This is a genomic window from Streptomyces sp. NPDC051105 (assembly GCF_040682795.1).
Lineage (GTDB): Bacteria > Actinomycetota > Actinomycetes > Streptomycetales > Streptomycetaceae > Streptomyces.
Map to the genome: position 1 here is coordinate 143,631 of NZ_JBFBBR010000014.1, position 23,287 is coordinate 166,917.

A 23,287-nucleotide genomic window follows, 5' to 3' on the forward strand; every position below is an offset into this window, starting at 1 on the left:
AAAGGGGGACGCGGTGGATACCGGGGTCGACGATGTGGCGTGGGCGGGCGCGCGGACGGTTGTCCGGGGCCTGGCGGTGCTCAAGGAGGGCTCGCGGCCCCCGGCGATGGCGGACTTCCCTTTTCTGCTCTGCCTTCTCGACGCTCCGGGAGGCAGCAGGATCGAGGGGCGTCTCGTCGTGGACTGGCACCGGCTCAGAAACCGCGGCAGCGCGGCGACGCGCGAGATCGAGACCGGCTGGTTCCACCGCCTGCGGAACCAACTGAACACGGACCCGCTGCGGGCCGCCCGACTGCGGGCCGCGCTGGAGGAGGACCGCCGGCGGCCGGACGCGGATACGGACGTGCCCGAGGGGACGGGGGCGGCCGACTCCGAGGGGCCGACGGATCCGGCGGCGTCACCCGCCCCCGACAGCCCGCAGGGCGCGGGTGACCACGTCGACTTCCGCAGCGCCACCTTCCAGGACCAGGTAGTGGGCGTGCAGCACCACCACTACGGGAGCGTGCCCGTATCGATCGCCTGGCGTCCCGCGGACGAGGTCGCCCCGCTGGAGTTCGGGGTCCGTCCGACGCGACGCGTGCCGGGCCTGCCGGAGGTCCCGCCGTACATCCCGCGCGACTGCGACAAGCGGCTGCGCGCCGAACTGGATCACCCCGGTCTCGTACTGATCCTGGGCGAACCGTACGTCGGCAAGTCGTACTCGGCATGGCACGGCGTCCAGTCCTTACCGGACCCCGTGCTCTACATCCCGGAGCCCGGCGAGGACCTGCGCGTACTTCTCACCGAGCCGGAAGGCGGCCACGGCCGGTCCGTCGTCTGGCTCGACGACCTCACCGACCACCTCGGTGACGGGCGGCTCGGCCCGCGGCTGCTGGGGCGGCTCACGACCCTCGGCGTGGTCGTCATCGGCACGATGCCGGCGGACGAGTACTACCGGCGCCGGGCCGGGACCGAACCCGGCGACCGGGTCGTGGCCATGGCGCGCACCGTCGAGGTGCCACGGGAGTGGAGCGAGGGAGAACTGCAGCGGCTGGCGGGGCACCGGCGTGATCCCCGCGCCTACCCGGCGTTCCTGTGGAGCGGCCGCGAGGGCGCCGCCTCGTACTTCGCGATCGGGCATCTGCTCTTCGACGAATGGCGCCGGATCGGCACCCAACTGGAGCATCCGGGCGGCCAGTTGCTGGTCAGGGCGGCGGTCGATCTCGCCCGGTGCGGGGTCACGGCGGCGGTGCCGGTCGCACTGCTCCAGGCGGTCCGGCGGCGGTACGCGGCGGAGGAGCGCGAGCCGTTCGAGGAGGCGTTCGCCTGGGCGACGGCACCGCTGTTCGGTGTCTCGGGACTGCTGGTGGAGGGCGACGAGAAGGGCACCTGGCGGGCGTACGGGGCGCTGGTGGCGGAGGCGCTGAGGTCGGGCGACCTGGAGCCGGTGCCGGACGAGGTGTGGTGGACGCTGCTGGATGCGGCGGAGGCCGACGCCCCGTTCGACCGCGGGGCCGTCCTCGACGCGGCCCGGGCCGCACTGCAGCCGCGGTTCGAGGAGGGGGACACGGCGGCGATGTACGCCTTCGCCGGCCGGGTCGACGGAGAGGAGAACGCGGAACTGCTGCGCCGGGCCGCCGAGGCCGGGCATCCGGAGGCGGCCGAGGTACTGGCTGTGCGGCTGCTCGCGGCCGGGGACGAGGAGGCGGCGCTTCGCCACCTGGAGGCGGCGGCGGAGGGCGGCAGCGTCTCGGCGGCCCGGGAGGCGGGGCGGTTGCACCGGGACCGCGCGGAGAGGTGGTTGCGGCGGGCGGCGCAGGCGGGGGACGGGGCGGCGGCACATCGGCTGGGGCAGATGCTGACGGGTCGGGGCGACAGGCCCGAAGCGCGGCACTGGTACTTCCGGGCGTTCGACAGGGGCCATCAGGAAGCCGCCTTCGACCTCGCGAACCTGTACCTCGGCACAGGCGACCTCAAGACCGCCGAGAGCTGGCTCCGGCGTGGCGTCGAGCAGGGAGACGCGCGTGCGATGAACGGCCTGGCACTGCTGCTGTACCGCATGGACAAGGACGACCCCGAATGGGAGGAACTGTTCGGCCGGTCCGCCGCGGCAGAGTACGTCGGGGCCAGGGTGAACCTCGGAAGCCGTCTGAAGGCGAAGGGACAGGAGCAGGAGGCGGAGAGACTCTTCCGTGAGGCCGACGCCCTCGGGAGCAGCGAAGCCGCGTTTCAGATGGCCGGTCTGCTGGCCCGCAGGGGAGCCGAGAAGGAGGCGCTGCAGTGGTACCGAAGAGCTGCTGAGCGGGGCCACTACCTCGCGGAGAGGACCTTGGCGGAGCGAACCGTACCCCCGCGGCACGCACCGGATACCGTCAAGGAGTGACCCACCAGCCCGCCCCCGACGGCACCACCCGCCCCGACGGCAGCACCGCCGCCCCCTCCCTCTTCACCTGGGAGTTCGCCGCCGACCCCTATCCCGCCTACGCCTGGCTCCGGCAGCACGCGCCCGTGCACCGCACCCGGCTTCCCAGTGGGGTCGAGGCCTGGCTGGTCACCCGCTACGCCGACGCCCGGCAGGCGCTCGCCGACCCCCGGCTGTCCAAGAACCCGGCCCATCACGACGAGCCCGCGCACGCGAAGGGGAAGACCGGGATCCCCGGGGAGCGCAAGGCCGAGCTGATGACGCATCTGCTGAACATCGACCCGCCGGACCACACCCGGCTGCGGCGGCTGGTCAGCAAGGCGTTCACACCGCGCAGGGTGGCCGAGTTCGCGCCCCGGGTGCAGGAGCTGACCGACCGGCTCATCGACGGGTTCGCGGACCGGGGCGAGGCCGACCTCATCCACGAGTTCGCCTTCCCGCTCCCCATCTACGCCATCTGCGACCTGCTGGGCGTCCCGCGCGAGGACCAGGACGACTTCCGGGACTGGGCCGGCATGATGATCCGGCACGGCGGAGGGCCGCGGGGCGGGGTCGCGCGGTCCGTGAAGAAGATGCGCGGATATCTGGCCGAGCTGATCCACCGGAAGCGGGAGGCGCTGTCCGCCGAGCCGGCCCCCGGCGAGGACCTCATCTCCGGGCTCATCCGCGCCTCCGACCACGGCGAGCACCTCACCGAGAACGAGGCCGCCGCCATGGCCTTCATCCTGCTGTTCGCCGGCTTCGAGACGACGGTCAACCTCATCGGGAACGGGACGTACGCCCTGCTCACCCACCCGGAACAGCGCCGTCGCCTGCAGGACTCCCTGGCCGCCGGCGAGCGCGGGCTGCTGGAGACCGGTGTGGAGGAACTCCTGCGCTACGACGGGCCGGTGGAGCTGGCCACCTGGCGGTTCGCCACCGAGCCGCTCGGCATCGGCGGGCAGCGCATCGCACCCGGTGACCCGGTCCTCGTCGTACTCGCCGCCGCGGACCGGGACCCGGAGCGGTTCGCCGAGCCGGACACGCTCGACCTGGCACGGCGGGACAACCAGCACCTCGGCTACGGCCACGGCATCCACTACTGCCTCGGCGCCCCGCTCGCCCGCCTGGAGGGGCAGACCGCGCTCGCCACCCTCCTCACCCGTCTCCCGGACCTGCGACTCGCGGTGCCGGAGAGCGAGTTGCGCTGGCGCGGCGGCCTCATCATGCGCGGACTGCGCACGCTCCCCGTGCAGTTCACCCCCGACGGCCGATGAGCCCCTGCGGCCGATGAGCCCCGCCGGCCCTCACCGGCACCCGCGCGGCCTCCCGCCGGCGCCCCGCACGGCCCTTCACCGGCAAAGATGACCGGCGTTCAACTCTGTGATCTTCACGTGATCTGCGCGGCATTAACTTGTGACAAGTGATCGTCTGCCTATACGTTCACCCATCAGTGCGGCGCCCCAGCGGGACCCGTCGCGCCGGTCACCGCTGTCGCTCGAAAGGTTTCCGCATGCTCTCCGGGAACGGTCGTCACCGTCGCCCCCGTCAGGCTCCGGCTCTTCTCGTCGCGGCCGGCGTGACCGGCTCGGCCATCGCCATCCCGCTCCTCGGCGCGGCGAGCGCCAACGCGGCCGACGGCAGCACCTGGGACAGGGTGGCCGAGTGCGAGAGCGGCGGCTCCTGGAGCATGGACACCGGCACCGGCTACTACGGCGGCCTGCAGATGTCCCAGGACGACTGGGACGAGTACGGCGGCCAGGAGTACGCCGACACACCGGACCAGGCGAGCCGTTCGCAGCAGATCGCCGTCGCCGAGAAGATCCTCGCCGACCAGGGCACCAAGCCCTGGCGGACCTGTGCCCTGATCGCCGGCCTCTCCTCGGACGACGCCTCGGTGAACGTCGACACGGGCCTCGACGGCTCGGGCGACACGTCCGGCTCCTCCGACTCGTCCTCCGGGCTGTCGGATTCCTCCTCTTCATCTGGTTCTTCGGATTCATCCGGTTCTTCGGATTCCGGCCTGTCCGACTCCTCGTCGGATTCCTCGGGTGCCACAGGCTCCGCCACCCCGTCCCCGAGTGCGGGCGACGACTCCGGCACGGGCACCCCCACCGACTCCGCCAAGGCGGACACGTCGGGATCCAAGGGCTCCGGCGCCTCGAAGGCGAACGAGAACCCCGTGGTGCCCGAAGCCGATGACTCGGACAATTCATGGCAGACGGGCAGCTCTTGGGATCTGGTCGACACGGGGGCGGTCAGCAGCGGCGGCAAGCACCGCGGTGACTCGGCGGACGAAAGCGTGACAAACGGTCAGAGTGTGACTTCTTCCGGCCGTCACGCCTCCCGGGACGCCGGCACCTACACCGTCCGGGACGGCGACACCCTCGCCTCCATCGCCGACTCCCTTGACCTCGACGGCGGATGGCGTGCGCTCTATGCCGCCAACAAGGCGGACATCGGCGCCGACCCGAATGACATCGCCCCCGGTCAGACCCTGAAACTCAGCAACGAAACGGACTAGAAGCAGCGGGAGTTGGCCCTTCGTGCCGCCCTACTTCGAAGCCAAATGTCCGGTTTGGTGAAAGTGTGGGATGAGTCTCAGAAGCCCTGATCATCTTTGAAATTCACCTGATCGTCTGTTTACGGTCAAGGCCGCTCGTCACCACGAGCCCCGGCCGTCGCAACGCCGAGTCCTGCCAGCGGCTGCCCGGGAACAGTCGTCGCGTCAAGCGCCGTAGGCAGGAGCGGGGGACCCAAGGTAAGCGCCGGGACCGGTAGTTGAGACTGCCGTGTCCGGCTCGGGGTGAAGCCGCGCACCGTGAGGTGCGCGGCCGGGCAACTCAACCGGCCCGAACCCGACAGCTCACCTCGCAGGCGTCGGTGAGGGGATCCGTCATGCTGTTTTCCGGCAAGGGCAAGCACCGTCGTCCGTCCAAGGCCACCCGTGTCGCCGCGCTCGCCGGTGTCACCGGTGTCGCCATCGCCGCACCGCTGATGGCGTCCGGCACCGCCTCCGCCGCCACCGCCTCCGAGTGGGACACCGTCGCTCAGTGCGAGTCCGGCGGCAACTGGGCCATCAACACCGGCAACGGCTACTACGGCGGTCTGCAGTTCTCCGCCTCCACCTGGGCCGCGTACGGCGGCACCCAGTACGCCGCGCAGGCCAACCAGGCCAGCAAGGCGCAGCAGATCGAGATCGCCGAGAAGGTCCTCGCCGCGCAGGGCAAGGGCGCCTGGCCGGTCTGCGGCACGGGCCTGTCCGGCGCCGCCTACACCGGGAGCTCCTCCAGCTCCAGCTCCTCCAGCTCCTCTTCGAGCAGCGGCACCAGCAGCCGTACCGCCGACACCCAGGCCGCCTCCCGTTCCGCCGAGCGTCCGGCCGCCAAGAAGACCGTCACCACCCCGACCGGCAAGAAGGTCAAGAAGGGCGACGGCGAGTACAAGGTTGTCAAGGGCGACACGCTCAGCTCGATCGCGGAGAAGCGCAAGGTCAAGGGCGGCTGGCAGGCGCTGTTCAAGCTGAACAAGGACATCGTCGACGACGCCGACTTCATCTACCCGGGCCAGCAGCTGCACCTCAAGTAGGGCGACGGGCCGCTCCCGAAGTCGTACGAAGCAATACGTGGCGCCCAGCTGAACCACAGCGCCCACACAGCCGTGCTCCTCATACTGAGGAGCACGTGAGGGTCACCCCCCGTCCCCCACGGGCCCCCGCTCCGGTGCGTTCTCCCCCGTACGCACCGGAGCGGGGTTTCTCTTTGCGGTCCTCGCGCGGTCCTCGCGCGGTCCTCGCGCGTCCTCCGGCGGTCTTCCTCTTGACCCGCTCTTCTTCCGTTCTTCATCGGGCCCCCCTTTGTTCCGTGCATGAACAATGAGTACCGTCTGTGTGTCCAAGGGTCGGTCGGTCGTGCCGGCCGACGGCCCCGGGACGGTTAGGCTCTAGTCGCAAGGCTGAGCAAGGGCCGACAAGGCTCGCGTGCGCCCGCACAACCAGCGTCACATCCCAAGAAGGAGATGCTCGTGCCGTCCATCGACGTCGTCGTAGCCCGGGAAATCCTGGACTCCCGAGGCAACCCCACGGTCGAGGTCGAGGTCGGCCTCGACGACGGCAGCACGGGTCGTGCCGCCGTCCCGTCCGGCGCCTCCACCGGTGCCTTCGAGGCCATCGAACTCCGTGACGGCGACCCCAACCGCTACCTCGGCAAGGGCGTCGAGAAGGCCGTCCTCGCCGTGATCGAGCAGATCGGCCCGGAGCTGGTCGGCTACGACGCCACCGAGCAGCGCCTGATCGACCAGGCGATGTTCGACCTGGACGCCACCGACAACAAGGGCTCGCTCGGCGCCAACGCCATCCTCGGCGTCTCCCTCGCCGTCGCGCACGCCGCTTCCGAGGCGTCCGACCTGCCGCTGTTCCGCTACCTCGGTGGCCCGAACGCGCACCTGCTGCCCGTCCCGATGATGAACATCCTCAACGGCGGCTCGCACGCGGACTCCAACGTCGACATCCAGGAGTTCATGATCGCCCCGATCGGCGCGGAGTCCTTCTCCGAGGCGCTGCGCTGGGGTGCCGAGGTCTACCACACCCTGAAGAAGGTCCTGAAGGGCAAGGGCCTGGCCACCGGCCTCGGCGACGAGGGCGGCTTCGCCCCGAACCTGGAGTCCAACCGCGCCGCGCTCGACCTCATCCTGGAGGCGATCAAGCAGGCCGGTTACGTCCCCGGTGAGCAGATCGCCCTTGCGCTCGACGTCGCCGCGTCCGAGTTCTACAAGGACGGCAAGTACGAGTTCGAGGGCAAGTCCCGCTCGGCCGCCGAGATGACCGAGTACTACGAGGAGCTCGTCGCCTCCTACCCGCTGGTCTCCATCGAGGACCCGCTGTTCGAGGACGACTGGGCCGGCTGGAAGGTCCTCACCGACAAGCTCGGCGACAAGGTGCAGATCGTCGGCGACGACCTCTTCGTCACCAACCCGGAGCGCCTCGCCCGCGGCATCGAGGACGGCGCCGCCAACGCCCTGCTCGTCAAGGTGAACCAGATCGGCTCGCTCACCGAGACCCTGGACGCCGTCGAGCTGGCCCAGCGCAACGGCTTCAAGTGCATGATGTCGCACCGCTCCGGCGAGACCGAGGACGTCACCATCGCCGACCTCGCCGTCGCCACCAACTGCGGCCAGATCAAGACCGGCGCCCCGGCCCGCTCCGAGCGCGTCGCCAAGTACAACCAGCTGCTGCGCATCGAGGAGATCCTCGACGACGCCGCGGTGTACGCCGGCCGCAGCGCCTTCCCGCGCTTCAAGGGCTGACCCAGGGGTCGCTGACCCGTTAAGGGTCAAGGCTGCGCCAGTCGTACGTACGTCCCCGTACCGGTCCCGTACCGTGTGCGGGGACGTACGCGCGTGTGAACGGGAGGCGGGGACATGGCCGTGAAGGACCGGGACCGGTTCTCCACCGCGACCAGGCTGAAGCTGCTCGGCGAGCAGACGGCGGCCCGGGTCTACCGCTCCCAGACCAAGCGGCAGGCCCGTCGCTCCCGGCTCACCGGCCGCGCCGCGCTGCTCGCGATCGTGCTGTGCACGATGATCGTCGCGCTCGCGTATCCGATGCGGCAGTACGTCTCCCAGCGCGCCGAGATCGCCGACCAGGAACGCCAGCAGCAGCAGGCCCGGCAGCGGGTCGAGCAGCTGCGGGACGTCAAGGCCCGGTGGCAGGACGACGCGTACGCCGAGCAGCAGATCCGGGAGCGGCTGCACTACGTGATGCCGGGGGAGACGGGGTACATCGTGATCGACCCCGCTGCCGCCAAGCAGGCCCACGCCTACCTCGGGGCGGCCGACCGGCCCTGGTACGCGAACGTCTGGGACGGCGTCGACAAGTCCGACGCGTCCGACCAGTGAACCGACAGAAAGCCACACAGAACACAGTCATGCAAACGCCTCCGCCCTCCACTCCGCGCACCGAGCCGACCGACGCCGACGTCGAGGCCTTCCAGCAGCAGCTCGGGCGGCCGCCGCGCGGGTTGCGGGCGATCGCGCACCGGTGCCCGTGCGGGCAGCCGGACGTCGTGGAGACCGCGCCGCGGCTGCCGGACGGCACGCCGTTCCCGACGCTGTACTACCTGACGTGCCCCAAGGCCGCGTCCGCCATCGGCACCCTGGAGGCCAACGGCGTGATGAAGGAGATGACGGCGCGACTGGAGAGCGACCCGGAGCTGGCGGCGGCGTACCGGGCCGCGCACGAGGACTACATCCGGCGCCGGGACGAGATCGAGGAGCTGACGGGGTTCCCGAGCGCCGGCGGGATGCCGGACCGGGTGAAGTGCCTCCACGTGCTGGTGGCGCACTCGCTGGCGGCGGGGCCCGGCGTGAACCCGCTGGGCGACGAGGCGATCGCCATGCTGCCCGAGTGGTGGGCCAAGGGGGCCTGCGTGACGCCCGCGGGGCCGCCGACGGGCGCGGGGTGGCAGACGGAGACGACGGAGGACGGCAAGGGATGGTTCTCCTTCCGGCCGGCCCAGGAGGACGACAAGTGACCCGCGTCGCCGCCATCGACTGTGGCACCAACTCCATCCGGCTGCTCGTCGCCGACGCGAACCCGGAGACCGGCGAGCTCGTCGACCTGGACCGGCGGATGGTGATCGTGCGGCTCGGGCAGGGGGTCGACCGGACCGGGCGGCTGGCGCCGGAGGCGCTGCAGCGGACGTTCGCGGCCTGCCGGGAGTACGCGGCCGTCATCAAGGAGTACGGCGCCGAGCGGCTGCGGTTCGTGGCCACCTCCGCCTCCCGGGACGCCGAGAACCGCGACGAGTTCGTGCGCGGGGTGCTGGACATCCTCGGTGTCGAGCCGGAGGTCATCAGCGGTGACCAGGAGGCCGAGTTCTCCTTCACGGGCGCGACGAAGGAGCTGGCGGGCCGCGACGACCTCGCCAAGCCCTTCCTCGTCGTGGACATCGGCGGCGGTTCCACCGAGTTCGTGGTCGGGGACGAGCGGGTGCGGGCCGCGCGGTCCGTGGACGTCGGCTGCGTACGGATGACCGAGCGGCACCTGGTGCACGAGGGGCAGGTCAGCGACCCGCCGACCGAGGCCGAGATCGCCGCCCTGCGGGCCGACATCGAGCGTGCCCTCGACCTCGCGGAGCGGACCGTGCCGCTGCGTGAGGCACACACCCTGGTCGGCCTGGCCGGGTCGGTCACCACCCTCTCCGCCATCCACCAGGACCTGCCGGAGTACGACTCCGCCGCCATCCACCACTCCCGCATCCCCTACGCCCGGGTGCGCGAGATCACCGAGCGGCTGCTGGACTCCACCCACGCCGAGCGCGCCGCGATCCCCTCCATGCACCCCGGGCGCGTCGACGTCATCGGAGCCGGCGCGCTCGTCCTGCTGTCGATCATGGAACGGGTGGGTGCGACGGAGGTCGTGGTGAGCGAACACGACATCCTGGACGGCATCGCCTGGTCCGTCGCCTGACCCTCCGGCCCGGCGGCTCCCCCTCTCGACCCACCTCACCCACCCCATCCGACCACCTCGGATGAGCATGTGGGGGTGTCGGGTGAGCGGGGTTTCGGGGGTGTGACACGCCGTGCCATGAGACCCCCTCGGGAAACTTCGTGAAGTTCTTCACAAGGAATTCCGCGCAGGTGGGGGGTCCCGGGGGGCCCGTTGGCCCGTTCGGGGGCTCAACAGGCCTGAGCGCGTGCTCAGGAGAGCGTTCCGGGAGGGTTCCGGGGGGTGCTCGTGAGGGTGACATCCGGTGCCCCCGCAGTGCCCCCGGAAGCCTGGACGGGCAGCTCACACGGCATTGACAACGGGTCGTATCGGAAGTGGGTTCCCGCCGCTGACCATGACCTGTGTCACGTGGGCGGCGGAGTGTAGCACGACCCCTGTGGAACCTTGTGAAGGGGCGCACGAGCGGCCCCCCTGAGGCGGGTGGATACTCGATGCCATGAGCACCACGGAGCGTCCCAGGATCCTCGTAGTAGGCGGTGGGTACGTAGGCCTGTACGCAGCTCGGCGCATTCTCAAGAAGATGCGCTACGGCGAGGCGACCGTCACGGTCGTCGACCCCCGGTCGTACATGACCTACCAGCCCTTCCTCCCCGAAGCCGCCGCCGGCAGCATCTCCCCTCGGCACGTCGTCGTCCCGCTGCGACGCGTGCTGCCGAAGGCGGAGGTCCTCACCGGCCGGGTCACCACCATCGACCAGGACCGCAAGGTCGCCACGATCGCCCCCCTCGTGGGCGAGGCGTACGAGCTGCCCTTCGACTACCTGGTCATCGCGCTCGGCGCGGTCTCCCGCACCTTCCCGATCCCCGGCCTCGCCGAACAGGGCATCGGCATGAAGGGCATCGAGGAGTCCATCGGCCTGCGCAACCACGTCCTGGAGCAGCTGGACAAGGCCGACTCCACGACCGACGAGGAGATCCGCCGCAAGGCGCTCACCTTCGTCTTCATCGGCGGCGGCTTCGCGGGCGCGGAGACCATCGGCGAGGTCGAGGACATGGCCCGCGACGCGGCGAAGTACTACAAGAACGTGTCCCGTGAGGACATGCGCTTCGTCCTCGTCGACGCCGCCGACAAGATCCTTCCCGAGGTGGGCCCCAAGCTCGGCCTGTACGGCAAGGAGCACCTGGAGAGCCGCGGTGTGGAGATCTACCTCTCCACCTCGATGGACTCCTGCGTGGACGGCCACGTCGTGCTGAAGAACGGCCTGGAGGTCGACTCCAACACGATCGTGTGGACCGCCGGCGTCAAGCCGAACCCGGCGCTCTCCCGCTTCGGTCTGCCGCTCGGCCCGCGCGGGCACGTGGACACCGCCCCCACCCTCCAGGTGCAGGGCACGGACTACATCTGGGCCGCGGGCGACAACGCCCAGGTACCGGACGTCGCCGCCCGCAAGGCCGGGGTCGAGAACGCCTGGTGCCCGCCGAACGCGCAGCACGCGCTCCGTCAGGCCAAGGTCCTCGGCGACAACGTGGTCTCCGGTATGCGGGGCTTCCCGCAGAAGGAGTACAGCCACGCCAACAAGGGCGCCGTCGCCGGTCTCGGCCTGCACAAGGGCGTCGCGATGATCGTCCTGGGCAAGACGAAGATCAAGGTCAAGGGCCGTCTCGCCTGGTACATGCACCGTGGCTACCACGGTCTGGCGATGCCGACCTGGAACCGCAAGATCCGCATCTTCGCCGACTGGACGCTGGGCATGTTCCTCAAGCGCGAGGTCGTGTCCCTGGGTGCCATGGAGAACCCCCGCGAGGAGTTCTACGAGGCCGCCAAGCCGGCGCCGGTCGCCAAGTCGAAGACCGAGGAGAAGGCCAAGGCCTCCTAGGTCAAGGCCTCCTGGGTCAAGGTCAGGGCCTCCTGGGCCAGGGCCTGCTGACGGCCTCGGCCGCCGGTCACCGAATCACCCGAAGGACCTCCCGCCATCCGTGGTGCGGGAGGTCCTTCGGCGTTCCCGGGCACCCGGTAACTGCATGGTAGCTACAACTATTTTGCCCAGTCGTAACTCCTTTGCGGGACTGCGCTGCTGCCCTCACGGTGTTTACGTGGTAACCGGCATCCGGGATCGTCGTCTTGGAGGTGTGCGCCATGGCCGACGCCGCGTCGCGGCTGAGGAGTGTTGCCGAGCAGGTGCTGGGAGTTCCGCTCCCGGTACGGCTGCGGGCCTGGGACGGATCACAGGCCGGACCGCCGGACGCTCCGGCGATCGTGATCCGCAACCGCCGTGCCCTGCGTTACATGCTGTTCAGGCCGGGGGAACTGGGCCTGGCCCGGGCCTGGGTCGCCGGCGATCTGGAGGTCGAGGGCGACCTGTACAGCGCCCTGGCGGTGATCTCCGGACTGATCTGGGAGCGCGGGGAGGACGACCGTACCCTCGCCCAGGCCCTGCGCGACCCCGAGGTGCGGGCCGCCGGCCGGGAGCTGCTGAAGCTCGCCGGACCGCCCGTTCCGCCGGCCCCGCCCCGCGAGGAGGTGCGCAGACGCCGCCATCTGCACACCCGCCGCAGTGACAAGCAGGCCATCAGCCACCACTACGACGTGGGGAACGACTTCTACGAGATCGTCCTCGGGCCGTCGATGGTCTACTCGTGCGCGTACTGGGGGGCCGTCGAAGATGCGGACACCCTGGAGACCGCCCAGCGCGACAAGCTCGAACTCGTCTGCCGGAAGCTCGATCTGAGACCCGGTCAGCGGCTGCTGGACGTCGGCTGCGGATGGGGCTCGATGGCGATCCACGCGGCCCGCGAGCACGGCGCGAGCGTCGTCGGGGTCACCCTCTCCCAGGAGCAGGCCGCGTACGCCCGTAAACGGGTCGCGGACGAGGGTCTGACGGACCGGGTGGAGATCAGGGTCCAGGACTACCGGGACGTCAGGGACGGGCCGTACGACGCGATCTCGTCGATCGGGATGGCCGAGCACGTGGGCGCGGAGAAGTACCTGGACTACGCGAGTGATCTGTACGCCCTGCTGAAGCCGGGCGGGCGGCTGCTCAACCACCAGATCGCCCGACGGCCGCGGCGCGACGAGGAGACCTACCAGGTCGACCGGTTCATCGACGCCTATGTCTTCCCGGACGGCGAACTCGCCCCGATCGGCACCACCGTCACCCAGCTCGAGCGGGCCGGGTTCGAGGTGCGGGACGTGGAGTCCATCCGCGAGCACTACGCCCGGACCCTGCGCCAGTGGGTGGTCAACCTGGAGGCCGACTGGGCGCGGGCGGTACGGCTCACCAGCCCCGGCCGGGCCCGCGTCTGGTTGCTGTACATGGCCGCCTCCGCCCTCGCCTTCGAACGCAACCGCATCGGCGTCAACCAGGTACTGGCCGTCAAGACCCCCGAGTCGGGTGCGTCGGGGCTGCCGCTGCGCACCCGGACCTGGAACCGGTAGCACCCACGACCGGAACCAGCAGGACGGCGAAGGGGCCCCGCACGCACCGTGCGGGGCCCCTTCGCCGTGTCCGCGGCTACTCGGACTTGATCGCCGCCAGCATGTTCAGCCGGGCCGCGCGCCGGGCCGGCCACAGGGCCGCCAGGACGCCGACCAGTCCGGCCAGCACCAGGAAGAGCGCCATCCTGGACCAGGGCAGGACCAGTTCGTAGGTCGCCATCCTCGCGCCGACCAGCTGACCGGCCGCCCAGCCGAAGAACACGCCCAGACCGAGGCCCAGCACCCCGCCGAAGAGCGAGATGACCAGGGACTCCAGCCGGACCATCCGCTTGACCGCCTTGCGGTCCAGGCCGATCGCGCGCAGCATGCCGATCTCCTGCTGCCGTTCGAAGACCGACATGGCCAGGGTGTTGATGACACCGAGGACCGCGACGATCACCGCCATCGCGAGCAGGCCGTAGACCATGTTCAGGATCAGTGTGAACGCATGGGCGATGGAGTCGGACAGGTCCTGCTTGTCCTGGACCTTGATCGCCGGGTTGGAGCCGAGGACCTTCTCCAGCTTGTCCTTGGCCGCGCCGGACGCGCCGTCCGCCGTCTTGACCATGACCTGCATGTCGGCGGGGTCGGTCTGGTGCGGGGTGAGGACGGTGTTGTCGAGCATGATCCCGCGGATCAGCTCGTTGCCCTCGTAGACCCCCGCGACCGTCAGTTTCTGCGCCTTGCCGTCCTCGTAGTGCACGGTGAAGCTCGAACCGGCCTTCCAGCCGTGCGACGTGGCCGTGTCGTCGTCCACGACCACGTCCGAGCCGCCGACCTTGAAGGAGCCGTTGTCGAGCGTGAGGTCGGTCAGCTTGCCGATCGCCGAGCCGTTGACGCCGGTCAGGTACTCGGTGTCGCCGTCGATCCGGGACGCCGCGTTGCGCAGCGGGCTGCTGGCGGTCACCCCCTCGGCGGTCGCGACCTTCTTCGCCACGTCGGGGGAGAGCGGGTTGCCGTTGGCCATCGAGACGACGTAGTCCGCGCGGACCGCCGAACTCGCCATCTTGTCGATCGACTTCTGCAGGCTGCCCGCCATCACCGTCATGCCGGTGATCAGGGTCAGGCCGATCATCAGGGCCGAGGCGGTCGCGGCGGTACGGCGCGGGTTGCGCACCGAGTTCTGCCGGGCCAGCTTCCCGGAGACGCCGAACCCGCGCAGCAGCGGGGCGGCGGCCGCGATCAGCGGACGGGACAGGAGCGGGGTGAGGACGAAGACGCCGATGATCAGGAGGACCGCGCCCAGGCCCATCGGCGCCTGGCCGTCGGAGCCCTCCATCGTCGTCGCCGCCAGGATCACCGTCACGCCCGCCGCCGAGAACAGCGCGCCGATCGTGTTGCGCAGCACCAGCGACTTGGTGGTCGGCGCCGAGTGCAGCGCGCTCATCGCGGCGACCGGCGGGATCTTCGCGGCCCGGCGGCCGGGCAGCCAGGCGGCCAGCATGGTGATGACGACGCCGACGGCGAGGGCGGCGGCCACCGTGCCGGGGCTGACGACCAGTGGGCCGTCCGGGACGGTCGCGCCGAACGAGCCCATCAGCGTGCGCAGTCCGGCGCCGATGCCGATACCGGCGACCAGACCGGCCACCCCGGCCACCGCGCCGACCACGAACGCCTCGATCAGCACCGAGCGGGTGACCTGGCGGCGGGAGGCGCCCACCGCGCGCAGCAGCGCCAGCTCCTTGGTGCGCTGGGCGACCAGCATGGTGAAGGTGTTGGCGATGATGAACGTGCCGACGAACAGGGCGATACCGGCGAAGACCAGCAGACCCTGGCGCAGGCCGCTCATGCCGGCGGCGATGGCCTTCGCCTGGTCGTCGGCGAGCTGGTGCCCGGTGGTGGTCTCCACGAGCTGCTTCGGCAGCGCCTGGTCCAGCTGGGACTTCAGCGTGGCCTGGGCGGTGCCGGACTTCGCGGTCACGTCGATCTCGTCGTACGTGCCCGTCTTGCCGAACAGCTGCTGCGCGGTCGCCGTGTCGAACAGCGCGAGGCTGCCGCCGGCCGCGACATTGCCGTCGTCGGTGGTGAAGATGCCGGCGACGGTGGGCGTCAGGACCGGGCCGTTCACCGAGATGCGCACGGTGTCGCCGACCTGGTAGCCGGCCCGCTCGGCGGTCTTGGAGTCGATCAGCAACTCGTTCGCACCGCTCGGCGCGTGGCCGCCGACCAGCGGGTAACGGCCGTCCTTGGTGCCCCAGTAGTTGCCGCCCTCGGACTGCCAGCCGCCGCCGATCAGCTTGCCGTCCTTGTCGGCGATGGCCGTGAATCCGGTGACCACCCCGGTCGCGGAGGCGGCCCCGGGAACCTTCGCCGCCTTGTCGAGCACCGCCTGCGTGAGGTCGGGCGTCTTGCCGACCTTGTCGCCCTTCGAATCCTGGTACTTGGCCTGTACGGCGACGTCGACACCCGCGAAGCCCTTGGCGGAGCTGTTCTGGTAGGCGTCCGAGATGGTGTTGGTGAAGACCAGGGTGCCGGAGACGAAGGCCACGCCGAGCATCACGGCGAGGACGGTCATCAGCAGCCGGGCCTTGTGCGCGAGGACGTTGCGCAGGGCGGTGCGGAACATCAGCTGGTCCGGCCCTTCGCGTCGACCTCAGGGGTCTGGGGCCGCGCGGCGGAGCCGCTGGTGTCAGCGCCCCCAGGAAACTGCCGCATGAAGTCCAGGACCGTCTCGGCCGTCGGGCGGTACATCTCGTCGACGACCCGGCCGTCGGCGAGGAAGACGACGCGGTCCGCGTACGACGCCGCGACCGGGTCGTGGGTGACCATGACGACCGTCTGGCCCAGCTCCCGCACCGAGTTGCGCAGGAAGCCGAGCACCTCGGCGCCGGAGCGGGAGTCCAGGTTTCCGGTCGGCTCGTCACCGAAGATGATCTCCGGCCGGGAGGCGAGGGCGCGGGCGACGGCGACGCGCTGCTGCTGGCCGCCGGAGAGCTGCGAGGGACGGTGGCTCAGCCGGTCCCTCAGACCCACCATCTGGATGACGCTGTCGAGCCACTGCTTGTCCGGCTTGCGGCCCGCGATGTCCATCGGGAGCGTGATGTTCTCCAGCGCGGTCAGCGTCGGCAGCAGGTTGAACGCCTGGAAGATGAACCCGATCTTGTCCCGGCGCAACTTGGTGAGCTGCTTGTCCTTCAGGGTGCCGAGTTCGGTGTCGCCGATCCGCACGGAACCGGAGGAGAAGGTGTCGAGGCCGGCGACGCAGTGCATCAGCGTGGACTTGCCGGAGCCGGACGGCCCCATGATCGCGGTGAACTCGGCCTGCCGGAACTCGACGGTGACCCGGTCCAGGGCGACGACCTGCGTCTCACCCTGCCCGTAGATCTTCGAGAGCTCCGTGGCGCGAGCGGCCACCGAGGTGGTCCGCCGGTCGGCGGGGGGCACCCCCGGACGAAGCCTGGGGGAGGGTGTGGTGGACACGGAAGGGCGCTCCTGTCGGGACGACGTCGTTCATGGGGACCGCACCATCGTCTCGGCCGTACGGGCCGGTGTAGTCAGCCGCAGTTCCGGTTCCGGGGGGCGACCGAGGGGGGACCGGGACCCCGCCGTGTCATACCTGGGGATGACGGCGGACCCTCATGCCGAACGGACCAGATCCGGGAACCGGTCGTTCCCAGCCGTCAGAACAGGTGGAGCCCCCTTGTTCGGACGGTGAAATTCCGTCATTCCGCGTACGCGCGCACCCACCGCGCGTAACGCTACTGGCAAGTGCGGATGGCTCGTTCCGGGGGCTGATGCACCCTCAGACGTCAATAAAATAAGACAACATCGGGTCGCCCGTCCGCTGTTCGGGGGACGCCTCCCGATAGGCTCGGAATCTCGTTGCGGAGCCCATGGCCTGCCCGGATGGTGGAATGCAGACACGGCGAGCTTAAACCTCGCTGCCCCTCGCGGGCGTACCGGTTCAAGTCCGGTTCCGGGCACTTCCCGCGCCCTCTCGGGGGCGGCGGGGGCTCGTCCCCCGGAGCGTCGGCTCATCCCTCGTAGACGGTCAGGACCGCGCCGTCCACCTCGATACGGCGGCCCGCGCGCGTGCCGTTGCGGCGCAGCGCGCGCAGGCACTCCTCGAAGAGGGTGAGTTCGCCGGCGTCCAGGATGGCGGCGGCCAGGTCCAGGAGTTCGGTGACCGAGGCGTCGGTGAGCACCTCGGGCAGTTCCCCGGACAGCAGGACGACGGACTCACCGTCGGGTCCCCGGACCACGGCCGTCGCCGGTCCGCCGTGCACGAACAACACATCTCCCCCTGAGAGCCCGTGGTCGTGCGGCTCTCGCGTCCCGGGCAGGACGAGAGACTAGCCCTGGATCTTGACGGTTTCGTGCGGAGTTGGATTCTTTTTCCGACTTGACGGAAGAGCGTCCGAGAGCGTTCGGAGAGCGGTCCGCCGGCGGTCCCCCGACGGATCGGAGTCGGTCCGGCGGTGTCCCGGGGGCGGTCACTGCTCCTTGGTGGGTCTGGAGGAACGGTCCAGCAGCGACTCGACCAGAGCGGTGACGTGGCGGCGGTCGTCCGCCGACAGTTTCTGGACGCTCGCGATGAGCAGCGCGACCTCGGGGTCGGCGGCGCCGCCGTTCGCGCCGGCGTCCGGCGAGGTGTCGTACACGTGGATCCCGCAGGCCTCGGCGGCGGCCCGGCGCACGCTCTCCAGCGGGAGTTCCAGCCCCTTGGCCAGACCCTCCAGGGTCGTCGTCTGGGGCATGCGGACCACCCGCTCGGCGGTGGCCAGGTGGTGGACGGTGGAGCGGGGGATACCGCCGCGCCGCGCCACGTCACCGTAGGACCAGCCCTTGCGGTCGAGGTGCTCACGGATCAACTGCTGCAGTGCGTTGGCCACTGACCGTCACTTCCTGCTCGCCGCCTGCGGAGTCCGCCATGTCGCGCCGATTCTACGGTCGCCGCCGCGATCGGCCGAGAGGGTGATTTCTCGAACGGGTTGCGCAGGGGGTCTCCGAGGGCCTAGTGTCCAATCTCGTTGGACAGCTCGTCCGACCAGATTGGACAGAGTCCGGGGGGAACCTGACTCGGTCCGATCGGAAATGTCTATCCCTGAGGGGGAAGCGATCATGATGGACGCCCATGAGCTCGAGGCCGAGTCCGCGGAGCTGCTGCCGGGTCGTGAGGCCCTGGGCCGGCTGAAGTTCGGCTTCGGCAAGACGGTCAACGTCACCAAGCACGTCGCGAACATCAGCGCCCACAACGAGTCCGCCGCGCTGAACGACCACTCGTCGTGGTCGGTGGCCGACTCCGGCGCCGCCCAGACCATCAGCGTCACCCAGTAACGCCGCCCCGGCGCACGGCGCCGGCGCCCACCTCGACCTCATCGCACACGAAACGAAAGGACATCCGTCATGAGCATGGACATGAACGAGCTGGAGAACGAGTCCGCCGAGCTGCTGCCGGGCCGTGAGGCCCTCGGCCGCCTGAAGTTCAGCTTCGGCAAGACCGTCAACGTCACCAAGCACATCGCCAACATCGACGCGTCCAACCAGTCCGCCGCCCTGAACGACCACTCGGCGTGGTCGGCCGCCACCTCGCAGGCCGCGCAGACGATCAGCGTCACCCAGTAGTCCCCGGGAGCGCCACCGCCGTCGCCCCGGCGGTGGCGCTCGCGGCCGGTGCCGGACAGGCACCAAGGGGGGAACTGCATGCGGGATCCGGGGGGAGACCACACATGACGGTGCTCGGAGACGGGACCGCCGCACTGTACGACACGGGCCCGGTGCCCGGACCCGGCGGCTGGCCGGTCACCTACGAGCAGGTCGCGACGGGCAACCTGCCGGTGGTCGACCCGGCGTCGCCGATCCCGAGGCTGAGCGCGGGACTGCGGCTGCACGGCGAGTACCAGGGGTCGGGATTCACCGAGCCCAAGTACATCGCCCGTCGGGGGGACGGGCAGGTCGTGCAGCTGTCCAGGCTGCTGTACCTGGTGGCGTCGTCGGTCGACGGCGTCCGCGATGCCGAGGCCATCGCCCACCGGGTCAGCGCCCGCTTCGGCCGCGAGGTCAGCGGGGAGAACATCCGCTACCTCGTCGAGAAGAAGCTCGAGCCGCTGGGCGTGACGGTCCCGGAGGGCCAGGAGGACGACGAGGTCGACGCCCCGCGCTCCGACCTGCTGCTCGCCCTCAAGGGCCACCGGGTGATCTTCAACGAGCGGCGTACGGCGAAGATCGCCCGTTCGCTGGCCTGGCTGCACCGGCCGGTGGTGGTCGCACTGGTGCTGGCCTCGGCCGTCGGCATGGACGTCTGGCTGTTCGGGTTCTTCGGGGCGATAGAACCCGTCCTGGAGGTCCTCGACCAGCCGGTCCTGATCCTGGTCGTCTTCGTGCTCACCGTGGCCTCCCTCGTCTTCCACGAGTTCGGCCACGCCTCCGCGTGCAGATACGGCGGAGCCCGCCCCGGATGCATCGGGTGCGGGCTCTTCCTCATCTGGCCCTCGATGTACACCGACGTCACCGACGTCTACCGGATCGGCCGGGCCGGCCGGCTCCGCACCGACCTCGGCGGCGTCTACTTCAACATCGTCTTCATGCTGGCCATGGCCGGCGCCTACTTCGCCACCGGGGCGCAGTTCTTCCTGGCCACGGTCTACCTCGGGCACTTCGAGATCCTGGAACAGCTGATGCCGGCCGTACGGCTGGACGGCTACTACATCCTCGGCGACCTGGCCGGGGTCCCGGACCTGTACGGCAAGATCAAACCGATCCTGCTGGCGCTGGTGCCGGGGCCGCGGGGGGACAAGGCCCGCGAGGAGGTCGCCGGACTGAAGAAGTCGGCGCGCGCCATCGTCGCCACCTGGGTGCTGACGATGGTCCCGCTGATCATCGGCGAGCTCGGGTACGCGCTGTGGAACCTGCCGCGGATCCTCACCACCATGACCCGTTCCCTGACCGAGCAACTCGTCGGCACCGGCTCGGCGTTCGTGGACGGGAAGATCGTCGAGGGGCTGGTCGGGACCATCGGCAGCGTGATGCTGCTGTGCCCGATGGCCGGAGTCGTCTATCTGTCCGTGAAGATCGGCGGCCGGCTCTTCCGGGCCGCGAAGCGCACCACGGCCGGCCGGCCGAGGCTGCGGCTCGCGGTCTGCGCCCTCGCCCTCGCCGGGCTCACCGGTCTCAGCTACGCCTGGGTCTCCGGGGTGACGCCGAAGCCGCTGCCCAAGCAGCCGCCGATCGCGCCGATCCTCCAGCCGGGGGTGCCGACCGAGGCACCGCCGGCCCGGCGGGCCACGACCCCGGACCGCCCGACGGGATCCGGCAGCCCGTCGGACCCGGCGGCCGGTGCCCCGGCCGCCTCGGCCGGGGCGGGCGCCGGCCCCTCGCCGACGGAGTCCTCGCGCCGGGCGTCCGCCTCGGCGTCGCCGTCCGCCTCGGTGCCCGGCGGCCCCGGTGGCGGTGCCTCCAGGTCGCCGGTGCCGTCCAGCGGGGGAACGGTCGCCGATCCGGTGCCCTCGCCGTCCGACGGCACCGGCACCACGGAGCCCGAGCCGTCGCCCTCACCGTCGGAGAGCGTCCCGGTGTCCCCTCCGCCCAGCCCGTCCCCGCCGCCGGCCAGCGACGCGCCCAGCTCCCCGGCCCCGGCCACGTCCTGACGAGCGGCCCCGGGCCGTCGTACGGCCACCGCGCGGGCCGGTCCGCCGGCCACCACCACGCGGCCGGCCGGCGCACGGCCACCACCACGCGGCCGGCCGGCGCACGGCCACCACCACGCGGCCGGCCGGCGCACGGCCACCGAACCACCCACCGCAGAAGCACAGGAGCACTGGAGCATCCATGAGCAGTCACCGAAAACCACGCACCACCTCAGGTCCGCTCACCCGGCGGGCCGTCCGGATCGGCCTGTTCGCCGCCGGGGTCGCCGGGGCGGCCACCGCCCTGCCCGCACAGGCGGCCACCGCCGTGCCGCACGCCGCGGTCGCCTCCGACCACGTCTTCAGCCACGCCGACCGCGGGCACCACACCCAGGTCCGGGACTCGTTCACGGTCCGTCAGTTCGGCAAGGTCAACGCCGCCGCCGTACGCAACCAGGCCAACGCCGTCTCGGCCGGCTGCTCGGCCGACGACCACTGCCGTTCGGTCGCGCTGTCCTTCCAGATCGTCACCGTCGCCGGGGAGCACACGCGGCTGAACGCGGTGAACCTCAGCGACGCCGCCAACAAGGAGTGCACGGGCTGCCAGACCCTGGCCGGTGCCTACCAGTTCGTGGTCTCCACGCCCAACCCGCTGCTCCTCGACGCCACCGCGCGGGGCAAGCTCGCCGACATCCACCGCCGGCTCGACGAGCTGAGCCGCTCCACACTGCCCGCCGCCGACCTGCGCACGCAGGCCGACGGGCTCGCCGCCGAGGTCACCACCGTCCTGCACGACGCGGTCGCGAGCGCCCCGAAGGGCGACCCGCGCACCGACGTCACCCTGCACCGCCACCTGGACGGCTGGCCGGGCCGCTGACCCCCGCCCCGCCGCTCCGCGCACCGGCCGCCCGGCCACCACCGCCTCCGGCGGGCCGGGCGGCCGGTCGCGTGCACCGGCGGACCTCGGGCGCGTCCATTGACAGGGGATACCTCCGGACGGAAACTCGGGAGAACTGAGTGAAGCTATTTTCACCAGGCGAACACCGCCACGGTGAACGCCATGGTCTCCGAAGCGGGCGACGACGCCCCGTCCACGGAAGGAACGACCGATGCGTACCACCGTCGGCATCATCGGAGCCGGACCCGCCGGGCTCCTGCTCGCCCGGCTGCTGCACAACGCCGGCATCGACTCGGTCGTCCTGGAGAGCCGCGACCGCTCCTACGTGGAACACCGCCAGCGCGCCGGGATCCTGGAGCAGGGCACCGTGGACGTGCTGCGCGCGGCCGGCGCCGGGGAGCGCATGGACCGCGAGGGCCTGCGTCACGACGGCATCGAGCTGCGGTTCGCGACACAGCGCCACCGCGTGGACTTCCCCGGACTCACCGGCGGGCGGTCCGTGACGGTCTACGCCCAGACCGAGGTCTGCAAGGACCTCATCGCCCTCCAGCTCAAGGAGGGCGGCCCGCTGCTCTTCGAGGCGGAGGCGCTGGCGGTGGAGGGCGCCGAGGGCGAGCGGCCGCGGGTGCGGTTCCGGCACGAAGGGCGGGAGGACGTGCTGGAGTGCGCGTACGTGGTCGGCTGCGACGGCTTCTGGGGGGTGGCCCGCGGCGTCTTTCCCGAGTCCCTCTCCCGGGTCTTCGAGCGCACCTACCCCTACGCCTGGCTGGGCATCCTCGCCGATGTCGCCCCCTCCCACGACGAGCTGGTCTACGCCCGCCACGACCGCGGCTTCGCCCTCCTGTCGATGCGCTCCCCGTCCGTCTCGCGCCTCTACCTCCAGGTGCCGGCCGACACGGACGCCGAGGACTGGACCGACGAGGCGATCTGGGACGAGCTGGAACGCCGCTTCGAGACCGGCGACGACTGGCGCCTCGCGCGCGGCCCGATCACCCAGAAGTCGGTCACGCCCATGCGGTCGTACGTCCATGAGCCCATGCGGCACGGCCGGGTCTTCCTCGCCGGGGACGCAGCCCACATCGTGCCGCCGACCGGCGCCAAGGGGCTGAACCTCGCCGTCGGCGACGTCGTCACCCTCGCCCACGCCCTCGTGCACGAGCGGGAGACGGGCTCACCCGAGCTCCTGGAGACCTACTCGGCGACCTGCCTGCGCCGGGTCTGGCAGGCCGAGCGGTTCTCGTACGACATGACCACCCTGCTTCACCGCGGCCCCGAGGACACCCCCTTCGACGCCCGGCTCCAGCTGGCCCGGCTCGGCCGGATCGCCTCCTCCCGGGCGGCCGAGACCGACCTGGCGGAGGCGTACACGGGCTTCCCCCTGGACGTCTGAGGCGTCTTCGGCCGGTTCCGGTCGTGTAGCGACCCGGTCATGGAATGAAGCCCTCCATGGCCGGGAATGAGGGGTCCGCGTAGCGTGTTGCGCAGCACGACGAGGGAAAGATCCTCCCCAGGTACGAGGGTCG

Annotated in this window: 19 protein-coding genes, 1 tRNA gene and 1 riboswitch; of the genes, 16 read left to right on the forward strand and 4 right to left on the reverse strand. The window is 70.9% G+C overall.

Features of this window, described 5'->3' with window-relative positions:
* Window positions 1–13: 13 nt before the first annotated feature.
* From AB0N16_RS30520 to AB0N16_RS30565, 10 genes are all read left to right on the forward strand, one after another.
* Window positions 14–2,362 (forward strand): tetratricopeptide repeat protein, encoded by a 2,349-nt coding sequence (locus AB0N16_RS30520; RefSeq protein WP_365802232.1) that lies wholly within the window; start codon window positions 14–16, stop codon window positions 2,360–2,362.
* Entirely contained in the window at window positions 2,359–3,657 is a 1,299-nt protein-coding gene (locus tag AB0N16_RS30525; RefSeq protein WP_365802234.1) for a cytochrome P450, read from the forward strand. The genes AB0N16_RS30520 and AB0N16_RS30525 overlap by 4 nt, the downstream gene beginning before the upstream one ends.
* A gap of 236 nt (window positions 3,658–3,893) precedes the next feature.
* A complete protein-coding gene (locus AB0N16_RS30530) occupies window positions 3,894–4,904 on the forward strand; it encodes a transglycosylase family protein (RefSeq protein WP_365802236.1) in 1,011 nt (336 codons plus the stop codon).
* A gap of 199 nt (window positions 4,905–5,103) precedes the next feature.
* Window positions 5,104–5,275: riboswitch (cyclic di-AMP (ydaO/yuaA leader) on the forward strand.
* A gap of 3 nt (window positions 5,276–5,278) precedes the next feature.
* On the forward strand, window positions 5,279–5,968 hold the full coding sequence (locus tag AB0N16_RS30535) for a transglycosylase family protein (protein ID WP_365802238.1): 690 nt from the start codon (window positions 5,279–5,281) through the stop codon (window positions 5,966–5,968).
* A gap of 429 nt (window positions 5,969–6,397) precedes the next feature.
* Entirely contained in the window at window positions 6,398–7,684 is a 1,287-nt protein-coding gene (gene eno / locus AB0N16_RS30540) for a phosphopyruvate hydratase (RefSeq protein ID WP_365802240.1), read from the forward strand.
* 114 nt (window positions 7,685–7,798) lie between these two features.
* The gene (locus AB0N16_RS30545; RefSeq protein ID WP_362570012.1) at window positions 7,799–8,275 is read left to right on the forward strand and encodes a septum formation initiator family protein; all 477 of its coding nucleotides are present in this window, start codon (window positions 7,799–7,801) and stop codon (window positions 8,273–8,275) included.
* Between the two features lie 29 nt (window positions 8,276–8,304).
* On the forward strand, window positions 8,305–8,910 hold the full coding sequence (locus AB0N16_RS30550; RefSeq protein ID WP_365802242.1) for a DUF501 domain-containing protein: 606 nt from the start codon (window positions 8,305–8,307) through the stop codon (window positions 8,908–8,910).
* Window positions 8,907–9,848 carry a Ppx/GppA phosphatase family protein gene (locus AB0N16_RS30555; protein ID WP_365802244.1) on the forward strand — a complete coding sequence of 314 codons (942 nt, stop codon included), beginning with the start codon at window positions 8,907–8,909 and terminating at the stop codon, window positions 9,846–9,848. Before AB0N16_RS30550 ends, AB0N16_RS30555 begins: the two co-directional genes overlap by 4 nt.
* A 475-nt stretch (window positions 9,849–10,323) precedes the next feature.
* Complete coding sequence (locus AB0N16_RS30560; RefSeq protein WP_365802246.1) at window positions 10,324–11,703, forward strand: NAD(P)/FAD-dependent oxidoreductase; 1,380 nt, start codon at window positions 10,324–10,326, stop codon at window positions 11,701–11,703.
* A gap of 260 nt (window positions 11,704–11,963) precedes the next feature.
* Window positions 11,964–13,262: a cyclopropane-fatty-acyl-phospholipid synthase family protein gene (locus tag AB0N16_RS30565; protein ID WP_365802248.1), complete on the forward strand. Its 1,299-nt coding sequence runs from the start codon at window positions 11,964–11,966 to the stop codon at window positions 13,260–13,262.
* Window positions 13,263–13,338: 76 nt separating this feature from the next.
* Here AB0N16_RS30565 and AB0N16_RS30570 read toward each other — a convergent pair whose 3' ends face one another.
* The gene (locus tag AB0N16_RS30570; RefSeq protein ID WP_365802250.1) at window positions 13,339–15,867 is read right to left on the reverse strand and encodes an FtsX-like permease family protein; all 2,529 of its coding nucleotides are present in this window, start codon (window positions 15,865–15,867) and stop codon (window positions 13,339–13,341) included.
* Window positions 15,867–16,685, reverse strand: coding sequence for an ABC transporter ATP-binding protein (locus tag AB0N16_RS30575; protein WP_365802433.1), 819 nt, complete (start codon window positions 16,683–16,685; stop codon window positions 15,867–15,869). Before AB0N16_RS30575 ends, AB0N16_RS30570 begins: the two co-directional genes overlap by 1 nt.
* Before the next feature lie 456 nt (window positions 16,686–17,141).
* Between AB0N16_RS30575 and AB0N16_RS30580 the strand changes: the two genes are divergently transcribed.
* Window positions 17,142–17,224 (forward strand) — tRNA-Leu (locus AB0N16_RS30580).
* Window positions 17,225–17,275: 51 nt separating this feature from the next.
* On the opposite strand, the gene AB0N16_RS30585 is transcribed toward AB0N16_RS30580, so the two are convergent.
* Together AB0N16_RS30585 and AB0N16_RS30590 are read right to left on the reverse strand one after the other, a co-directional pair.
* Window positions 17,276–17,536 carry a hypothetical protein gene (locus AB0N16_RS30585; RefSeq protein ID WP_365802252.1) on the reverse strand — a complete coding sequence of 87 codons (261 nt, stop codon included), beginning with the start codon at window positions 17,534–17,536 and terminating at the stop codon, window positions 17,276–17,278.
* A 198-nt stretch (window positions 17,537–17,734) separates the two neighbouring features.
* Window positions 17,735–18,133, reverse strand: coding sequence for a helix-turn-helix transcriptional regulator (locus AB0N16_RS30590; protein ID WP_365802254.1), 399 nt, complete (start codon window positions 18,131–18,133; stop codon window positions 17,735–17,737).
* Between the two features lie 229 nt (window positions 18,134–18,362).
* Between AB0N16_RS30590 and AB0N16_RS30595 the strand changes: the two genes are divergently transcribed.
* From AB0N16_RS30595 to AB0N16_RS30615, 5 genes are all read left to right on the forward strand, one after another.
* Window positions 18,363–18,578: a hypothetical protein gene (locus tag AB0N16_RS30595; protein ID WP_207921928.1), complete on the forward strand. Its 216-nt coding sequence runs from the start codon at window positions 18,363–18,365 to the stop codon at window positions 18,576–18,578.
* A 69-nt stretch (window positions 18,579–18,647) separates the two neighbouring features.
* The gene (locus AB0N16_RS30600) at window positions 18,648–18,866 is read left to right on the forward strand and encodes a hypothetical protein (protein ID WP_351738817.1); all 219 of its coding nucleotides are present in this window, start codon (window positions 18,648–18,650) and stop codon (window positions 18,864–18,866) included.
* Between the two features lie 104 nt (window positions 18,867–18,970).
* Window positions 18,971–20,887 carry a hypothetical protein gene (locus AB0N16_RS30605; protein WP_365802257.1) on the forward strand — a complete coding sequence of 639 codons (1,917 nt, stop codon included), beginning with the start codon at window positions 18,971–18,973 and terminating at the stop codon, window positions 20,885–20,887.
* A gap of 181 nt (window positions 20,888–21,068) precedes the next feature.
* Window positions 21,069–21,743 carry a hypothetical protein gene (locus AB0N16_RS30610; protein ID WP_365802259.1) on the forward strand — a complete coding sequence of 225 codons (675 nt, stop codon included), beginning with the start codon at window positions 21,069–21,071 and terminating at the stop codon, window positions 21,741–21,743.
* A 232-nt stretch (window positions 21,744–21,975) separates the two neighbouring features.
* On the forward strand, window positions 21,976–23,154 hold the full coding sequence (locus tag AB0N16_RS30615) for a 4-hydroxybenzoate 3-monooxygenase (protein WP_365802261.1): 1,179 nt from the start codon (window positions 21,976–21,978) through the stop codon (window positions 23,152–23,154).
* Window positions 23,155–23,287: the final 133 nt, after the last annotated feature.